The organism is Nonlabens dokdonensis (genome assembly GCF_002162835.1).
GTDB classification, from domain to species: Bacteria; Bacteroidota; Bacteroidia; order Flavobacteriales; family Flavobacteriaceae; genus Nonlabens; species Nonlabens dokdonensis_B.
In genome coordinates this window covers 1-16465 of sequence record NZ_MAAX01000193.1, presented here as the reverse complement: position 1 = coordinate 16465, position 16465 = coordinate 1, and the positions used below count along the sequence as shown (strand labels likewise).

Sequence of the window (16465 nt, the reverse complement as noted above, 5' to 3'; positions counted from 1 at the left end):
TGATGTAGGTGTTATTACAATTGTAGATTTTGACAACTACCGTCAATTTCAAGATGATTATAATACATTTAATCAAGCAGATGCTGAAAACCAAATGAAATTGGAGCAATCGTTAAGCACTACTTTCAACGAAATGGTAGCAACTATGCCTAATTATTTGAAAATAGATGATGTATGGATGCGTTAGATGACATCCGCAAAGAAATCAAAGAATATGAAACCGAGATCAATGATCCTTCAATTGATAATGAAGAACATTTAGAAAACCTAGAAGAGATCGATGAAGCGATGTATGATTTTAACAAAGAGCTTTTAAAAGCTAGAAAAAAGTTTGATGAAGAAAATTTAGATTTATTAGAAAACTATATGGAAAGCTTAAATGAAGGTTTAGAATATTTAGATAAATAATTAGACTCGAAAAAAGCAATATCAAGAAACCGTGCTTGCGCACGGTTTTTTATTGCCTCAACCTAAATTGAATCTTACTCCATTCTCTCATTAGAAAACCTAGAATAATACCATGTTCTAGATTTTTCTCTTGTACGTCGGCCAGATAATAGAGTTGTTGTAATTTAGGATCGCTATCCTCCATCGCTTCATTTAAGAGGGAAATTAGCTCGTCCAGAAATACTTGTGGTTCATTAATTTCAATAGCATTAAATCCAGAACGTTCTAGGTCTTTATTTACTTGGCTTTTATAAACCATAAAAACATGATGTCTATCCTCTAATTTATCCTTTAAAACTGCAAGCTTTTCTGACATAATAAGACTTTAAAATTCCAAATTTAATAGGTTGCTAACATAAGTCTGCTATTTAAAGTTGTAATCTTACTTGTTGATGATTATTTCGCTTTCGCGAAAGCGAGATTCCAATAAAAGTTACAACTAGAAATAAGGAATTAAACTAAAAGTCTGGCGCTGGAGTGGAGCACAAACCTAACTAGCAGCAAAGAAATAAAAAGAATCAAGATGTTAATCTAAAGATTTCTGCCTGCGTGTAGGAGAACTCAATAGACTATTGAAAAAGAAAAGAGACTCATATATTAACCTAAAGATTTCCGCCTGCGCGGAAATTAGTGCATGACAAGAGAAGAGTTATTTCATATCGCCGAAGATTACTTCCAGCAACAAGGCTGGAAAGCTTTCCCTTTCCAAAAACAAACTTGGGAAGCGTTTCTCTCTGGTAAAAACGGCTTACTCAATGCACCTACTGGAAGCGGTAAAACATATGCGCTTTGGGTCGCGATTGTCCTCAATTACATCAAATCAAATCCTGATTATAAAACTAAAAACAAGAAAGGACTCAAAGCCATCTGGATCACACCGTTGCGATCGCTTTCTCAAGAAATTGCTCAGACTTCCCAAAAATTTGTTGATGGCATAGGATTGCCATTTACGGTAGGAATACGCTCTGGTGACACGACCACAAAAGAACGAGCTGCTCAAAGGAAGTCCATGCCCGATTTATTGATTACTACGCCAGAGAGTTTGCACCTACTTCTTGCTACTAAAGATCATAGTAAAATCTTCAAAGATTGTAATGCTATTATTATAGACGAATGGCACGAACTGCTAGGCACAAAACGCGGCGTTCAAATGGAATTAGGACTTTCGCGACTCGCAGGCATCAATAAAAGTCTTCGTGTTTGGGGAATTAGCGCCACCATAGGTAATCTCGAGCAAGCTAGACAGGTTTTATTAGGTGTGGATTCGGCACGCTTTCGCGAAAGCGTACTTATCAAAGCAAATCTGAAAAAAGATATAGAAGTGCGATCGATAATTCCATCGTCTATGGATAAATTTCCATGGCGCGGTCATTTAGGTTTGCATCTTTTAGAAGACGTGGTAAACATTATTAATAGCAGTAAATCCACATTAATATTTACCAATACAAGAGCGCAATGCGAGTTGTGGTTTCAAGCGATTATGCACCAGCATCCAGAATTTGCTGGCGAGGTAGCGATGCATCATGGTTCCATAAATAGAGAAACACGTATCTGGGTAGAAAATGCGATTAGAAATGAGTCGCTTAAGGCCTGTGTTTGTACGTCATCACTAGATTTAGGAGTAGATTTTGCTCCTGTAGAAACTATTATTCAAGTAGGCGGACCCAAAGGTGTTGCTCGATTTTTACAGCGTGCAGGAAGATCTGGCCATAGACCTGGTGAGACTTCGGTAATTTATTTTTTACCAACACATGCATTAGAATTAATTGAGGCCAGTGCTTTACAAAAAGCCGTAAAAACTCAAGCGGTAGAAGATCGACTGCCTTATTTGAATTGTTATGATGTTCTCATTCAATATTTATGTACACTTGCTATCTCTGGCGGTTTTTATCCGCAGGAGATATTTCCAGAGGTAAAAGCTACTTTTTGTTATCAAGAACTTACCTATGAAGAATTTCAATGGTGTCTTAATTTCATTGTTTATGGAAGTTCTTCCCTAGGTTCTTATGACGAATATAAAAAGGTGTCCATAGATGAAGATGGACGTTATTTTATTGATGATCGAGGTATCGCCATGCGTCACCGTTTACAAATGGGGACTATTGTTACTGGCACTGATATCACGGTAAAATATGTTACTGGTGGCTACATAGGTTCTATAGAAGAGTATTTTATAAGCCAGCTATCTCGTGGCGATGTGTTTGTTTTTGCAGGTAGAACTCTTGAATTTGTACGCTTAAAAGGAATGGTAGCACAAGTGCGCAATTCTAAAAGAAAAAAAGGTAAGGTCGTTAACTGGATGGGAAGCCGTATGCCACTCACCTCGCAATTAGGAGAATTACTTCGAGAAGAGATGCAAAATTTTCAAAGCAGCAAAAAGCGAAGTCCCGAAGCAAAGGCTCTTAAAGACATCATTACACGACAACAACGAGAAAGTGTCATCCCGCAAAACCATGAGTTTTTAATAGAAACATTTAAAACTAGAGAAGGATACCATTCGGTATTTTACCCTTTTGAGGGAAGATTAGTTCACATGGCGATGGCAGGATTGATCGCTTACCGCATTAGTTTATTGCAACCTATAAGTTTCTCGCTTGCCTATAACGACTATGGTTTTGAGATTTTGAGTGACCAAGAGTTTGACATGCAAAATGTGCTAGACAACAACCTCATCACATCAGACATGATTTTAGAAGATCTAGAAGCAAGTGTCAATGCCACAGAACTCGCCAAAAGAAAATTTAGAGACATTGCCGTTATCGCTGGTCTTGTTTTCACCGGTTATCCTAACAAAGCGATTAAGGTAAAACACCTTCAAAGCAGCAGCCAGTTGTTATTTGAAGTCTTTAGGGATAACGAGCCAGACAATTTACTGTTTAGACAAGCTTATACAGAAACCTATGAGCAAGAAATAGAAGAATACCGCTTGCGAGAAGCATTTGAACGCATAGAAAAACAAACCATAGTCTGGAAAGCTTGTGAAAAGCCTACTCCTTTCTCTTTTCCCATCATTACAGACCGCTTGCGCGAAAAGTTAAGTAGCGAAAAACTTGCTGATCGCATTAAGCGCATGCAAGTCAAATGGGAATAACATTAATTGCCGGATAAGTATTTTTTAGGAGTAGTACCGTATTTCTTTTTAAAAGCACTGATAAAATGACTTCCAGTGCTGTAACCTACTTTTAAGCCTACTTCATTTACATTATACTGACCGGTATCTAACAATTGTCTCGCATAATCCATCTTGTGATCTAGGGCAAAACCATAAACGGTGTCGCCATAAACTTCTTTAAAACCCTCTTTTAATTTTTTAAGAGATAGACCTATTTCCAGCGCAAGATCTGGCAATGATGGTAAATCGATCATGCGCTCGATCACTATTTCTTTAGCACGTTTAATCTTACGCATATTTTCCTCGTCGGCTAGGAATGGGCAAGCCTCGAGATCTGCATCTTCTTCTCTATTGAAGTAAAGTGATAACAACTCATAAGATTTACCTTTAAAATACAGTTGTTTTATAGTATCATTTAGATTGTAATTCATTAATTGATGCAAGGCAACAGCCATAGAAGGTGATATCTTACCGTCTACATAGTATTTTTTGTCTTTATTTTCTGGACTTAAAAAACTTACGTGTTGTGCATCAGGAGAAAAAAGCGAGTGAAATTTCTTAATTGATATCAGTACCGATACAAACCAGGTTTGAGGAGAAATACTCAAATCCATTGGTAAATCTCTAGATGGATTATACAATAAATAGGAGTTTTGTTCTTTGAGATCAAGTTTATAACTACCTTGATTAAAAGCGAGTTGCACGTTTCCTTTGAGACAATAATGAAATTGTAAAAAGTTACTATCTACATGATGTTCAAAAACGGCTTTATCTTCACTATCATTTTTTAATCTTATCACATGAAACCCATCTTCTATGATGGTAATTTCCGCAGCACCTTTAGCGATGTTTTCCATAACTACTCTTATTTAAAATGACTCTAAATAGTGGTCATATCGCTTTCGCGAAAGCTAAACAACCACTATCAACAGTCTATAATTCAATTCAATAAAACAAAGATAACTCATAGCGACGAAAAAGGAACCTGTAGCGTTATTTTTATAGCTAATGCTCGTTTAATTTTGTCGACTACTACAGAAAAGAATTTATGGCCGCGGCAGCAGCAAAACATCATACATTTTACGCAATAGGAATTAGTTACCGCAAGGCAGATGCCGAAATGCGTGGTGCATTTTCCTTAAGTGCAGATGCTATTGAAAATGTTTTGACTCAAGCTAAGGAAGAAGGAATCCCTTCGCTAGCGGTAATTTCTACCTGTAACCGTACCGAGTTGTATGGATTTGCTCAACATCCTTTTCAACTTATCAAGTTATTATGCGAGCATTCTCATGGAACCGTAGAAGAGTTTGAGAAAATAGCCTACGTCCATAAAAATGAAAAGGCAAATGATCACCTTTTTAATGTAGGAACTGGTTTAGACAGTCAGATACTAGGAGATTTTGAAATTATCGGACAATTAAAACTTGCCTTTAAGAAGTCTAAAGAATTTAACTTGATCAATCCTTATATGGAACGATTGATCAATGCTGTTATTCAAGCAAGCAAGCGCATTAAAACAGAAACAGATTTAAGTAGCGGCGCTACATCGGTTAGTTTTGCTAGCGTTCAATACATTCTTGAGAATTTTTCTAAAGACTCTAGTCAAAACATCACCTTGTTCGGTACTGGAAAAATAGGCCGTAATACTTGTGAAAACCTTATTAAGCACACACAAAATAAGGCGATAACCTTAATAAATAGAACAAAGGATAAGGCAGAACGTATTGCTGGAAAATTTGATCTGATTGTTAAAGACTACGCTCAACTAGAAGAACAAATCGCACAAAGCGATATTCTTATAGTTGCCACAGGTGCTCAAAATCCTACAGTTTCTAAAGATCTTATTTACACCAATAAGCCGTTATTGATCCTAGACCTTTCCATTCCTAAAAACGTGAATGAAAATGTCACAGAACTTGATAACGTGACCTTAGTACATCTAGATGAACTGTCCCAAGTTACTAATCGCACCATAGAAAATAGAGGACATTTTATTCCACAAGCTCAAGAGATTATTAATAATATTCATGCAGAGTTTAAACAATGGCAAGAATCACGTCGTTTTGCTCCCACCATGCATGCCTTAAAAACAAAACTTTCTGCTCTTAAGGATTCTGAAATCAAAGGAAATAGAACAAAAATTACCGACTTCAATCAAGAACAAGCTGATCTTATTGCTGATAAAATCATTCAGAAAATAGCGGGACATTTTGCTAATCACCTTAGGGACGAAGAAGAAAACACAGAAGAAGCCATAGAACTTTTAAACAAGGTTTTCAAGCTGGAGCAATTGAGTTCTTAGTTTCATTTTTTGTTCCCAGTTCCATCTCTCAACCAAAATATTAAGAATTAGTAGTATGTCCAAAGTAATTAAAATAGGAACCAGAGATAGTGAGCTAGCTATGTGGCAGGCAAAAACAGTGCAATCGCAACTAGAAGCATTAGGTCACAAAACAGAGTTGTTTCCTGTAAAATCTCAAGGAGATCTTAACCTTACAGAACCGCTTTACGAGATGGGAATTACTGGTATTTTTACCAAAACTCTTGATGTCGCTCTAGTAAAAGGAGAAATTGACATCGCTGTGCACAGTCTTAAAGATGTCCCTACGCAATTACCTAAAGGAATGGTGCAGGCTGCAGTGATGGAGCGTGCGTCAAGTAAAGACATTTTAGTTTATAAGAAAAGTTTTAATCCAGATGATGAAACAACTATAGCTACTGGTAGTTTAAGACGCAAATCTCAATGGTTAAACATGTACAGTCATCATAAAGTTGTGGACTTGCGTGGTAACGTGAATACTAGGTTATCAAAATTAAAAACCAACACCGACTGGAATGCAGCTATCTTTGCAAAAGCAGGACTCGATCGCATAGGTTTACTGCCTCAACTCAAAACTACCTATGGCTTTGAATACACAGATCTAGACAGCTTTATTCCTGCTCCAGCACAAGGTGCCATGATGATTGCCGCCATGAAGGCTAATACAGAAGTTCTGAAAGCTGCAGCCGCGTTAAATCATCAACAAACTGCCATTTGTGTAGATATAGAAAGAGCTTTTTTACGTGACTTAGAAGGCGGCTGTACCGCTCCTATTGGTGCTATCGCAACGGTAAAAATCGACCAGCTTCATTTTACAGGAACACTTATGAGCCTAGATGGCAAGCAAAGAATAGATGTAACTGATACGATGTCGTGGTACGATAACGTAGAGATGGAAGAATGTCTCGCTTTCGCGAAAGCGCAATCACAAAAAGTCCTTTCTCAAGGAGGAAAAGAATTGATGGCAGCGATTAAAGAATCGCTGGCTTAATAATTTAGATGAATATTAATGATTCTGCCTTTGTAGAATAATTAGTATGTAATAGAATTCCTTACCTTTAAATCATAAAAAATATTACCATGCCTATTCAAGCACCATTCAATCTTAATAAATGGATTGATGAGAATCGAGATCTTTTAAAACCACCAGTAGGAAATAAAAACTTGTATAAAGATGCAGGTGATTACATTGTTATGATTGTGGCAGGACCTAATGCTCGTAAAGATTATCACTATAATGAAACTGAAGAGCTATTTTATCAGCTGGAAGGTCATATTGAAGTTCATATTCAGGAAGATGGTAAAAAACGTACGATGAAATTAGGACCTGGAGATATGTATTTACATCCAGGAAAAGTGCCTCATTCACCGGTAAGACATGAAAATTCTATAGGTCTTGTTATAGAGCGCAAACGCAACAGTGCAGATGCTGTTGATGGACTTTTATGGTTTTGCGATAATTGTAATAACAAGTTACACGAGACTTATTTCAAATTAGATAACATAGAGAAAGACTTTTTACCTCGTTTTAAAGAATTTTATGCAAGTGAGGAGTTAAGAACTTGCGACAACTGCGGTACCATCATGGAAACTGATGAACGATTTACAGAATAATCGCCTTAAAAAACAAAACCCCAAGCTCGCGCTTGGGGTTTCTTTCTTAAAATGTAATTAGGGATTTACATTTTAGGAAGTAGTACAGAGTCCACAACGTGAATTACTCCGTTAGATTGATTCACATCTGCAATAGTTACTGTTGATGTTCCTCCATTTGCATCAGTAATAGTTACTTTACCGTTTTCAAGGGATAATCTTATTTCAGTTCCTGCTACTGTTTTTACAGCCGCAATACCATCGTTTTTCTTAATTAAAGCAATTACATCTTTTGCATTAAATTTTCCAGCGATTACGTGGTATGTTAAAACAGTTTGTAATGTTTTTTTGTTTTCTGGTTTAAGCAAGTTTGCCACAGTTCCTTCTGGTAATTTGTCAAAGGCTGCATTTGTAGGAGCAAATACTGTAAATGGTCCTTCACCAGATAATACTTCTACTAATTCTCCAGCCTTTACTGCTGCTACTAAAGTTGTGTGATCCTTAGAGTTCACCGCATTTTCTATAATGTTTTTAGAAGGATACATTTCTGCTCCACCTACCATTACTGTTTTTTCTTTCTTCATCATACCACTTTGAGCAAAAGCAGTTTGACCGATAAATAAAAATGCAGCTACTAGCGCTAGGCTAAATAATTTTGAATTTTTCATAGTTTTTTAATTTTGTTAATATGTTACTTTAATTGATATACTACGTAAGTACCCATTTGGTTTTTTTACTAACGCGGTTTAACGCAGTATTAACCTAAAACAACATTTTTTAAGAGAGTTTGTGATAAATCTCTATTTCTCAAACTAAGAAAACTTCTAGAATATATTATGATACTTATTTAAACGCTTTGTATTTTAAACTAAGCGTTGAAATTACTTTAATAAAAAACCTTCCTTATCAAGAACAGGTAACGCTGTGAAGTTTTTCTCGCTTATCGTATTAGGTGCCGCCATGAACGTCTTATCATATAAAGTAGGTCCAGAAAAATAAGTAAGTACAAACTCGTTTAAAAATGGAAACACCTCTTCCATAATCAGCTCTACCTTCATGGCGCTTTTTGCCGCGACTAATTTAAAAGCATGTCTCAAAGTAGAAGTTTTGCGACCATCACGGTTTTTTCCTCTACTCATAATCATTACTGATTCTAACGGTTCTCTTGTATCGTTGATCAAGTAAACCATCCAGTCTTGAGAAGTAAAATCTTCGTTCCATTCCTTAATGATAGCGATGTGAACATCTTTCACTACTGGAATTACAATATCTTTTTTCATGCTTTCAATTTATCTTTAATCTGCTTGATGAGTTGGTCTGTTTCCAAGATTTAATATTTCTCATGATACAATATTTCACATTCATATTCTTTTGTTAAGGGCAGAATTAATTCTGCCCTTAAGAAAAGCTTAGATTTAATCTAGTTTCTATAGCTTTAATCAACTCTGGCAACTCCATTATAACATTCATTTCTTCAGTACTTAAAAATACATCCATCCCAGAATTAGTACCAAAACCATCGTTATAATCCTGCTCCTCATCACTTACACTCAATATAATAGGATAGCTGTATTTAGGTAACCATTTAGACCAATACACCTTTTCAAACTCATTTTTATGGAGAAACTCTAACTGTAAATTAGGGTAGTTATGTGTTACGCTTTCGCGAAAGCGAGACCACAACTCATTTTCTTTAAACACATCATAAGTAAGATCACACAATTTACAATCGTAGGTTTTAGGACTGATGATTTTATGGGCACTATCCATAAGCGAATTGAGCGCTCCGGAGTTTGCATTATAAACAAAAATTAGTTTTGAAATCACTTTTACAAAGCGTTAGAAAACTGCTTTAAGAAACGAACATCGTTTTCAAAAAACATGCGTATATCGCCTATTTGATACAGCAACATCGCAATGCGCTCCACGCCCATTCCGAAAGCAAAACCACTGTATTCTTCAGGATCGATACCACAATTAGTCAGTACCGCAGGATCTACCATACCACAACCACCTATTTCTAACCAGCCGGTTCCTTTTGTAATTCTATAATCGGTTTCTGTTTCCAGACCCCAGTAGATATCGATCTCTGCACTAGGTTCTGTAAACGGGAAATAAGATGGTCGCAAACGTATTTGTGATTTACCGAACATCTCTTGAGTGAAGTGCAATAGCGTTTGCTTCATGTCTGCAAAGCTCACGTCTTTATCAATATACAATCCTTCTACTTGATGAAAAATACAATGGGCACGAGCACTTATCGCCTCATTACGGAAAACGCGTCCAGGCGAAATCGTTCTAATAGGCGGCTTGTTATCTTCCATATAACGTACTTGTACGCTAGAAGTATGCGTTCTTAGAAGCACATCTGGATCAGTCTGTATAAAAAAAGTATCCTGCATATCGCGTGCTGGATGGTGAGCAGGTAAGTTTAACGCAGTAAAATTGTGCCAGTCGTCTTCTATTTCTGGACCTTCACTTACATTAAATCCTATACGAGAGAATACATCAATAATTTGATTCTTTACAATAGAGATAGGATGTCTCGCTCCTATTTCTAGTGGAAAGCCAGAACGTGTTAGATCTCCATAAATACCAGCCTCTTCTTCTTTAGATTCAAGGTTCTCTTTTAAAGCATTTACTTTATCGCTGGCTTTTTGCTTTAATTCATTGATTGCCTGACCAAAAGCTTTCTTTTGCTCATTAGGCACTTCTTTAAATGCGTCAAAAAAGTCTTTAAGCTTTCCTTTCTTGCCTAAGTATTCTATTCTAAAAGCTTCTACAGCCTCTTTAGAATCGGCTTTAAAGGCTTGTACTTTCTCAATGTGTTCTTTTACTTTATCCAGCATGATCTCTCGTTATGAACTGGCAAATTTAATGAATTTATGAGTGCTTTCTAGTGTTATAACGTTCAGAATTCTCGACGTCTAAATAAATATAACGCATCAAAAAAAACACAGCTATCCCACCGAATGTATGCCACAGCCAGTGTGTTCCCATATCAAGGAATTCTATAGGATATTTTTTATCCAGCGTTCTAAAACTGATTGCCGTTATTACTGCTAGTATGGAAAAAACTACATTTTTAAAGTGCTTCCACTGGTGGCGATAAGCATAAATAAAAACAGGTAATAGGACTCCTATGGCAGTTCCTAAGTAACCTGTAGAAGTACGATAACCTTGTGGTAGAGGCAGTAACTGTGGTATGATATGCAAACCTAAAATCATTAAAATAAGTGCCCCTTTTTGCACCATAGAGACTGTTAATCTAAAAATGAAGTAGAATGAGCATGCAAGACATAACACAACTATAGGAACCCAATCCATGAGCAACCAGATCTCATTACTGCGAGAGGCATGATAAATAGTACCACCTACAAATCCTATAAAAAACACCGGCATGCAACACCTTAAAAACCAATGTTTATAATCAGATTTATAGATCAAAATACTGAAATAGATTATGCAGGCAAGAAAAATAAGATTGCTCGCCGTATTAAACGGTTCTACAGGGAAACGCCCCATAACAGTCTCTTTGTAAATCGGGCCGCTATCATTTACATGTTGCAGCAAGTCGTTGATCATTGAATCTTTAATTTCTAAGAGCAATTTAAAGGTATTTACAGAGCTTTTTTGAAAAAATATTTATAAAATTATCGCTTTCGCGAAAGCAGAACCTTTAACCATGAACACGTTAGAAACAGCTGTTGCATTTTCTTAATAACTAGTTATGCGAAGTGTTTGACCGTTTTGTAAAAATTTTTATGTTTGTGATATGCAAATGGCACATTACATATCAGATTTACTTTATAGACATGAATGCGTGGTTGTACCGGATTTTGGTGCGTTTATTTCACGTCGTGTTCCTGCTCAACATTTTGCTAGTAGCCATACGATCTATCCGCCTAAAAAGGGATTGAGTTTTAATGCTCAAATAAAACAAAACGATGGATTACTAGCTAACCATGTAGCCAGTGTACAAAATTGTTCTTATGAGCAAGCGGTTCAAGAAATACGTAATTATGTACGCTCGTTAGATAAAGAAATAGATAATAATGGATCTGTTACCATTCATAAAGTAGGTCGTTTTTCTCGTAGCGAAGAAAATGCGTTGCAGTTTACACCTATGTACTTGGTAAATTATTTACCAGAAGCATTTGGTCTTTCTTCTCATGAAACTTTTGCAATAGATCGTGTTGAAAAACCAGTTGCCATAACTTCTGAAGAACAGAAAGAACAAGAAACCACACCAGTAATCCCACTAGAAACTAGTCGTTCAAATTCTGGTTCTTGGGTACGATATGCTGCGGCTGGAGTAATCCTCATAGGATTAAGTTTTGCAGGCTATAAAGGTTATCAAGAACAAGCCCGTGTAGATGCTATTGCTGTAGAACAAATGACTAATGAAACGGTTACTAACACGATAGAGAGCGCCAGTTTTCTTATTAGTGATCCATTACCAAGTATAGAACTAGCTGTTGCACCATTAGAGAAAAAATATCATGTAGTTGCTGGAGCCTTTAGAGATCCTGCAAATGCAGATAAGCGAGTGGCACAGCTGAAAAGAAAAGGTTTTGACGCCAAAAGAATAGGAGTCAATAAATATGGTCTTCACAATGTTGCCTTTTCTAGTTTTGTAGAGCGCAACGATGCTATTAACGACCTCAATAGAATGAGAGCATTAGGTTTTGATCAAGCATGGTTATTTACTGGCAAGCTGCCTAAATAGATTGATTTTCCATTTTATTTTAATTTCATGAACTACCTACTTACAGGAGAGCAAACGTTGCGTACTAGATTTAGATTACTTCATGAAAATGATTTTGAGACTTGGCTGCCTATCTTTAAAGAAGAACATACTGGTAAATTTCTAGGAATGCAACCTGATTTAAACCCTGTTGAAAAGTGCGAGAAATGGTTTGAGAAAGCCTTCTGGAGATATAAAGAAGGAAGTAGCGGTATGAACGTAATGATTCATAAAGAAACAGATCAATTTATAGGACAGTGTGGATTGTTAATTCAGACGGTTAATGGTTTAAAAAGACTTGAAGTAGGCTATTCCATATTGCCAGAATTTTGGAAAAAAGGATATGCAAAAGAAGCTGCCGTAAGACTTAGAGATATTGCTTTTAAAAGAGGCTATGATAAAGACTTTGGAAACAGTTTAGTCTCAGTTATACATAAGGATAATCAAGGTTCTATAAATGTAGCTCTACATAACGGAATGAAACTAGAGGCTATTTACAAAGATGATAATAATCCGGAACCATTTTTAGTATACTCCATCACTAGAGATGAGTGGCTGGCACTTCAAAATCAATAGCATTTCTAACCTTAATTTCAAACAGCTTTTACTGGTATTAGCAACAAATTAATAACCAGAGAAGTATAATTAGTTATTTTTACAGTAAAAATCAATCATACATGGGATTACTTATTATTTATGCAGTTGTTTCTATTTTCTTTTCCTTTTTATGTTCAATACTTGAGGCGGTTTTATTAAGTATTACTGGAACTTTTATTAAAGTGAAGGAACAAGAAGGGAAGTCTTATGTTGCTTCATTAAAAGAACTCAAAGACGATGTAGATAAACCTCTTATAGCAATTCTTACATTGAACACGCTTGCACATACTGTAGGAGCAATTCTTGTAGGTGTACAAGCTGAAAATATGGTAAGCGGTAGCGGTTATAACAGCAGTTATTTAGGTATTCCTTTTGTAGGTATTGTATCTGGAATAATGACAGTATTAATTCTAGTAGTGTCAGAAATTATCCCTAAAACTATAGGTGCTACATACTGGCAAGGGCTCGCTGGTTTTACTACTACAGCACTTAATGTTATGATCTTTCCTTTAAAATGGACTGGTATTTTATGGATTTTGCAGCTTACCACTAAAGCCATAGGGAAAAGTGCTCACATGAACACGATGACCAGAGAAGACTTTGTTGCGATTACAGAAACTGCCGAGCAGGAAGGAGTTTTTGAACCTACCGAAGGTCAATACATTAAAAGCTTAATGAATTTCAATAATATCAAAGTAAAAGATATTATGACACCTAGATCAGTCATGGTTATGGCACCTCAAAAAATGAAAATAAAAGACTTTTTTGAACAAAATCAAGATCTAAGGTTCTCTAGAATACCAGTCTTTGGAGAAAATAGAGATGATATTAAAGGTTACGTTCTAAAAGATCATATTCTAGCCGACATCATTCATGATAAGCCAGCCGAAACTCTTGAAGATCTTAGAAGAGAACTTACCATTGTTTCCACAAACCTACCTATTCCACAATTGTTTGAAGCTATGATCGCTACAAAAGAACACATGGCGCTTGTGGTAGATGATTATGGTAGTGCGCAAGGCGTTGCTACTATGGAAGATGTTATTGAAACCATGCTAGGTCTAGAAATCATGGATGAAAGTGATAATGTTGAAGACATGCAACAGCTAGCTCGTAGAAATTGGGAAAAGCGCAGTAGCAACTTTAAAAAATAGCACCTAGCTTACATGCTTTTCTATTACCTAACTATCGCCTTACAGATTTACTGCTTCTACCATGCTTATCAAAATAGAGGCGAGCTGTACTGGTATGCGATTATTTTTTTCTTACCAGTTATAGGTTGTTTGATATATGTATTCATGAAAATATTGAATAAAAGCGATGCAACTGTTATAGGTGAAGAAATATCGTCTACTATCAATCCTGGAAAAAAAATCAAAGACTTAAAAGAAAAAGTCGAGTTTGCTGATACATTTTCTAATCGACTCGCTCTAGCCGATGCTTATTTACAAAGGAAAGAGTATGAAAACGCACTAGAAAACTACGAGGTTTTGCTAGATGGTGCTCATAAAAACGACACCTACTTACAAGAGCAACTCGTCATTACCAATTATCATTTAAAGAATTATGAATCGGTAATTGAACTGGCAAAACCACTAAAAGCAAACTCAGAGAACAGAGCGCTCAAGGTTTTATTTTACTTAGGTTTATCTTATAAAGCACTAAATAAATTCAACAATGCCGAGAAAAATTTAAGAGCTTTAGACATCAGATATTCTAATTATCCAGAAAGGTTAGTATTAGCACAATTTTTGCTAGAAAGAGAAAAGGTAGACGATGCTAAAGAGCTAGTAAGTGAACTACTTTCTGAACATAATTACATGAGTAAACCTAATAAGAGAATTTACCGCGATACTTTTATGGAAGTTAAAAAGCTCAGTGATACGCTACAATTAGAATACAAGTAGAATTATCTTTTTATTTAATTGAAAATAATAATTCTTATACCATAGATTTTGAACTACTTTTTAAACGACTCTAAAATCTCCTGATACGTCTTAGTATTATCTGGATGTGATTCTAAGTATTCAAAAACTTTAGTAATTACATTTTTGGACGCTCCTAATTCTTGAAATATCTTGATATCTTCATTCCAGTTTTTTAAATTTCCTACTCGCGTGGCAAGAGTTTCTGATAACTGGGTGATTTTTTTCATTTGCTCAAAAGCTTCTGTGGCTTTCATTTTTTCAATCTCGGCAAATAAATCTTGAAACGTAAGTTGTTCTAATTGCTTTTCTTTAGTCATTTTGCGCAGCATGGCGCTCATAGAAGACATACGACCAAAGAAGCTCACATCATAATCATCGATACCACATTCTTTAAGTCTAGCGATCTCTCTTTGAAGCGATTTTTCATCTTGAAAACTTCCGTCTATGAGAAAATCTAATTTTTTATTTAATAAGCTTTCACACTGCTCGGTAAGTGGCAACTCTACGTTTGCTGTCTGCTCTTGAGCATTACTGTAAAAAGCCATAACAAAGGCAACTAATAAAATAGGTAATCTAGTCTTCATAATTAAAATAACGATGCTTTTGCAAAGTTCGCATAATTGTAGACAAAGAAAATGCCAAAACTATTAATTATAGCAATCTATTGAAATTCTCGTATGATGGTAGGTGTTCCGCTTTCGCGAAAGCGAGATCAAAACAATCGTTTCTAAAACATCAAGCGATTTTTAATAGCTATCAAACAAGCTCACCAGAAGGAATAGTTACTTGATCCAGCGCTTGAGAAATGTCCCATATCAAATCTTCGTAATTCTCTACGCCTATAGAAAGACGCACTAACGCATCAGTAACGCCTATGTGTTCCAGATGATGGTCGTCAACACCGGCATGCGTCATGCTTTTAGGATGTTCTGCGAGACTTTCTGTTCCACCTAAACTTACTGCTAGTTTTACGAGCTTTAAAGAATTAAGAAATTTAAACGCTTCTTTCTCGCCTCCATTGATACAAAAACTTACCATTGCACCAGGACCAGAACATTGATTTTTATAAATCTCATAATTGCGAGTTCCCTCTTCAATGAGTCCTAAGTATTTGATTTGGGCCACCTTTTCATGGCCTTTTAAAAAGTTAGCCACTTGAATTGCATTGGCTTGCATCGCCTCCATTCTTATCTTTAAAGTTTCGAGGCTGCGCAGTAACATCCATCCGGTATGTGGAGAAGCCATGTTACCTAGAAAAGTACGTAGTGTTTTTACACGCACCATTAATTCTGCATTTCCTAAAACAGCTCCAGCGATCAAATCACTATGACCACCTATATATTTTGTAGCGCTGTACATTACTAGATCTGCACCGTGCTTTAATGGATGTTGCCACAAAGGTCCCATATAGGTATTATCTACAGCGATGGTAACTTTTTCTTCAGTTTTAATACGGTCTACCACGCGACGTACCATTTCTATATCGATAAGTGCGTTAGTAGGGTTTGCAGGTGTTTCTAGATGTACATGTGTAAGTCTGCCAGCATGTTCAGAATTCTGAATAGTTTCATACAACTCTTCCTCACTCATCTCAGATGTAAAACCTAGCGTGTGCACTCCTATTTTAGGAAGAAAATGATTTATAAAATGGTCAGTCCCACCGTAAGTAGGCGAACTAAATAATAATAAGTCTCCAGGTTTTAAAAATTCAAGAAGTACAG

Annotated in this window: 19 protein-coding genes; 10 read left to right on the top strand and 9 right to left on the bottom strand. The window is 36.1% G+C overall.

The features are described from left to right. Together A9Q93_RS12970 and A9Q93_RS12965 are read left to right on the top strand one after the other, a co-directional pair. Window positions 1–187: hypothetical protein (locus tag A9Q93_RS12970; RefSeq protein ID WP_303687827.1), on the top strand; the 187-nt coding region annotated here is incomplete at its 5' end. Further along, complete coding sequence (locus tag A9Q93_RS12965; protein ID WP_303687826.1) at window positions 175–408, top strand: hypothetical protein; 234 nt, start codon at window positions 175–177, stop codon at window positions 406–408. The genes A9Q93_RS12970 and A9Q93_RS12965, both read left to right, overlap by 13 nt. Before the next feature lie 49 nt (window positions 409–457). Here the strand turns inward: A9Q93_RS12965 and A9Q93_RS12960 are convergent, their stop codons facing one another. Continuing rightward, window positions 458–763 carry a hypothetical protein gene (locus tag A9Q93_RS12960; RefSeq protein WP_303687825.1) on the bottom strand — a complete coding sequence of 102 codons (306 nt, stop codon included), beginning with the start codon at window positions 761–763 and terminating at the stop codon, window positions 458–460. A gap of 318 nt (window positions 764–1081) precedes the next feature. Between A9Q93_RS12960 and A9Q93_RS12955 the strand changes: the two genes are divergently transcribed. After that, window positions 1082–3538, top strand: a complete 2457-nt coding sequence (locus tag A9Q93_RS12955; protein WP_303687824.1) for a ligase-associated DNA damage response DEXH box helicase — start codon at window positions 1082–1084, stop codon at window positions 3536–3538. Window positions 3539–3540: 2 nt separating this feature from the next. Here the strand turns inward: A9Q93_RS12955 and A9Q93_RS12950 are convergent, their stop codons facing one another. Further along, window positions 3541–4416, bottom strand: a complete 876-nt coding sequence (locus A9Q93_RS12950; protein ID WP_303687823.1) for an AraC family transcriptional regulator — start codon at window positions 4414–4416, stop codon at window positions 3541–3543. Between the two features lie 191 nt (window positions 4417–4607). Between A9Q93_RS12950 and hemA the strand changes: the two genes are divergently transcribed. The 3 genes from hemA (at window position 4608) to A9Q93_RS12935 (ending at window position 7493) form a co-directional block, all read left to right on the top strand. Then, window positions 4608–5861, top strand: a complete 1254-nt coding sequence (hemA, locus tag A9Q93_RS12945) for a glutamyl-tRNA reductase (RefSeq protein ID WP_303687822.1) — start codon at window positions 4608–4610, stop codon at window positions 5859–5861. A gap of 55 nt (window positions 5862–5916) precedes the next feature. Further along, window positions 5917–6870 carry a hydroxymethylbilane synthase gene (hemC, locus tag A9Q93_RS12940; protein ID WP_303687821.1) on the top strand — a complete coding sequence of 318 codons (954 nt, stop codon included), beginning with the start codon at window positions 5917–5919 and terminating at the stop codon, window positions 6868–6870. Between the two features lie 89 nt (window positions 6871–6959). Next, the gene (locus A9Q93_RS12935; protein WP_303687820.1) at window positions 6960–7493 is read left to right on the top strand and encodes a 3-hydroxyanthranilate 3,4-dioxygenase; all 534 of its coding nucleotides are present in this window, start codon (window positions 6960–6962) and stop codon (window positions 7491–7493) included. Between the two features lie 65 nt (window positions 7494–7558). On the opposite strand, the gene A9Q93_RS12930 is transcribed toward A9Q93_RS12935, so the two are convergent. The 5 genes from A9Q93_RS12930 to A9Q93_RS12910 all read right to left on the bottom strand — a co-directional run bounded on the left by A9Q93_RS12930 (window position 7559) and on the right by A9Q93_RS12910 (window position 11081). Further along, window positions 7559–8140, bottom strand: a complete 582-nt coding sequence (locus A9Q93_RS12930; protein WP_303687819.1) for a fasciclin domain-containing protein — start codon at window positions 8138–8140, stop codon at window positions 7559–7561. A 213-nt stretch (window positions 8141–8353) separates the two neighbouring features. Then, a complete protein-coding gene (locus A9Q93_RS12925) occupies window positions 8354–8752 on the bottom strand; it encodes a hypothetical protein (protein ID WP_303687818.1) in 399 nt (132 codons plus the stop codon). A 118-nt stretch (window positions 8753–8870) separates the two neighbouring features. Beyond that, the gene (locus A9Q93_RS12920; protein ID WP_303687817.1) at window positions 8871–9299 is read right to left on the bottom strand and encodes a GTPase; all 429 of its coding nucleotides are present in this window, start codon (window positions 9297–9299) and stop codon (window positions 8871–8873) included. Between the two features lie 2 nt (window positions 9300–9301). Further along, window positions 9302–10321 (bottom strand): phenylalanine--tRNA ligase subunit alpha, encoded by a 1020-nt coding sequence (gene pheS, locus A9Q93_RS12915; RefSeq protein WP_303687816.1) that lies wholly within the window; start codon window positions 10319–10321, stop codon window positions 9302–9304. Window positions 10322–10355: 34 nt separating this feature from the next. Further along, on the bottom strand, window positions 10356–11081 hold the full coding sequence (locus tag A9Q93_RS12910) for a hypothetical protein (protein WP_303687815.1): 726 nt from the start codon (window positions 11079–11081) through the stop codon (window positions 10356–10358). Window positions 11082–11253: 172 nt separating this feature from the next. Between A9Q93_RS12910 and A9Q93_RS12905 the strand changes: the two genes are divergently transcribed. The 4 genes from A9Q93_RS12905 to A9Q93_RS12890 all read left to right on the top strand — a co-directional run bounded on the left by A9Q93_RS12905 (window position 11254) and on the right by A9Q93_RS12890 (window position 14723). Beyond that, on the top strand, window positions 11254–12201 hold the full coding sequence (locus A9Q93_RS12905; RefSeq protein WP_303687814.1) for an SPOR domain-containing protein: 948 nt from the start codon (window positions 11254–11256) through the stop codon (window positions 12199–12201). 27 nt (window positions 12202–12228) lie between these two features. Continuing rightward, on the top strand, window positions 12229–12795 hold the full coding sequence (locus A9Q93_RS12900) for a GNAT family N-acetyltransferase (protein ID WP_303687813.1): 567 nt from the start codon (window positions 12229–12231) through the stop codon (window positions 12793–12795). 101 nt (window positions 12796–12896) lie between these two features. Beyond that, a complete protein-coding gene (locus tag A9Q93_RS12895) occupies window positions 12897–13970 on the top strand; it encodes a CNNM domain-containing protein (protein WP_303687812.1) in 1074 nt (357 codons plus the stop codon). Window positions 13971–13982: 12 nt separating this feature from the next. Beyond that, complete coding sequence (locus A9Q93_RS12890) at window positions 13983–14723, top strand: hypothetical protein (protein ID WP_303687811.1); 741 nt, start codon at window positions 13983–13985, stop codon at window positions 14721–14723. A 53-nt stretch (window positions 14724–14776) separates the two neighbouring features. Here A9Q93_RS12890 and A9Q93_RS12885 read toward each other — a convergent pair whose 3' ends face one another. Next, the gene (locus A9Q93_RS12885) at window positions 14777–15328 is read right to left on the bottom strand and encodes a hypothetical protein (protein WP_303687810.1); all 552 of its coding nucleotides are present in this window, start codon (window positions 15326–15328) and stop codon (window positions 14777–14779) included. Between the two features lie 172 nt (window positions 15329–15500). Continuing rightward, window positions 15501–16465, bottom strand: a 965-nt coding sequence (locus tag A9Q93_RS12880) for an aminotransferase class I/II-fold pyridoxal phosphate-dependent enzyme (protein ID WP_303687809.1), incomplete at its 5' end; no start/stop codon positions are given.

Coding starts and splice junctions, on each gene's coding strand:
- A9Q93_RS12965 (WP_303687826.1), top strand. CDS start 175: ATGGATGCGTTAGATGACATCCGCAAAGAAATCAAAGAATATGAAACC.
- A9Q93_RS12960 (WP_303687825.1), bottom strand. CDS start 763: ATGTCAGAAAAGCTTGCAGTTTTAAAGGATAAATTAGAGGATAGACAT.
- A9Q93_RS12955 (WP_303687824.1), top strand. CDS start 1,082: ATGACAAGAGAAGAGTTATTTCATATCGCCGAAGATTACTTCCAGCAA.
- A9Q93_RS12950 (WP_303687823.1), bottom strand. CDS start 4,416: ATGGAAAACATCGCTAAAGGTGCTGCGGAAATTACCATCATAGAAGAT.
- hemA (WP_303687822.1), top strand. CDS start 4,608: ATGGCCGCGGCAGCAGCAAAACATCATACATTTTACGCAATAGGAATT.
- hemC (WP_303687821.1), top strand. CDS start 5,917: ATGTCCAAAGTAATTAAAATAGGAACCAGAGATAGTGAGCTAGCTATG.
- A9Q93_RS12935 (WP_303687820.1), top strand. CDS start 6,960: ATGCCTATTCAAGCACCATTCAATCTTAATAAATGGATTGATGAGAAT.
- A9Q93_RS12930 (WP_303687819.1), bottom strand. CDS start 8,140: ATGAAAAATTCAAAATTATTTAGCCTAGCGCTAGTAGCTGCATTTTTA.
- A9Q93_RS12925 (WP_303687818.1), bottom strand. CDS start 8,752: ATGAAAAAAGATATTGTAATTCCAGTAGTGAAAGATGTTCACATCGCT.
- pheS (WP_303687816.1), bottom strand. CDS start 10,321: ATGCTGGATAAAGTAAAAGAACACATTGAGAAAGTACAAGCCTTTAAA.
- A9Q93_RS12905 (WP_303687814.1), top strand. CDS start 11,254: ATGGCACATTACATATCAGATTTACTTTATAGACATGAATGCGTGGTT.
- A9Q93_RS12900 (WP_303687813.1), top strand. CDS start 12,229: ATGAACTACCTACTTACAGGAGAGCAAACGTTGCGTACTAGATTTAGA.
- A9Q93_RS12895 (WP_303687812.1), top strand. CDS start 12,897: ATGGGATTACTTATTATTTATGCAGTTGTTTCTATTTTCTTTTCCTTT.
- A9Q93_RS12890 (WP_303687811.1), top strand. CDS start 13,983: ATGCTTTTCTATTACCTAACTATCGCCTTACAGATTTACTGCTTCTAC.
- A9Q93_RS12885 (WP_303687810.1), bottom strand. CDS start 15,328: ATGAAGACTAGATTACCTATTTTATTAGTTGCCTTTGTTATGGCTTTT.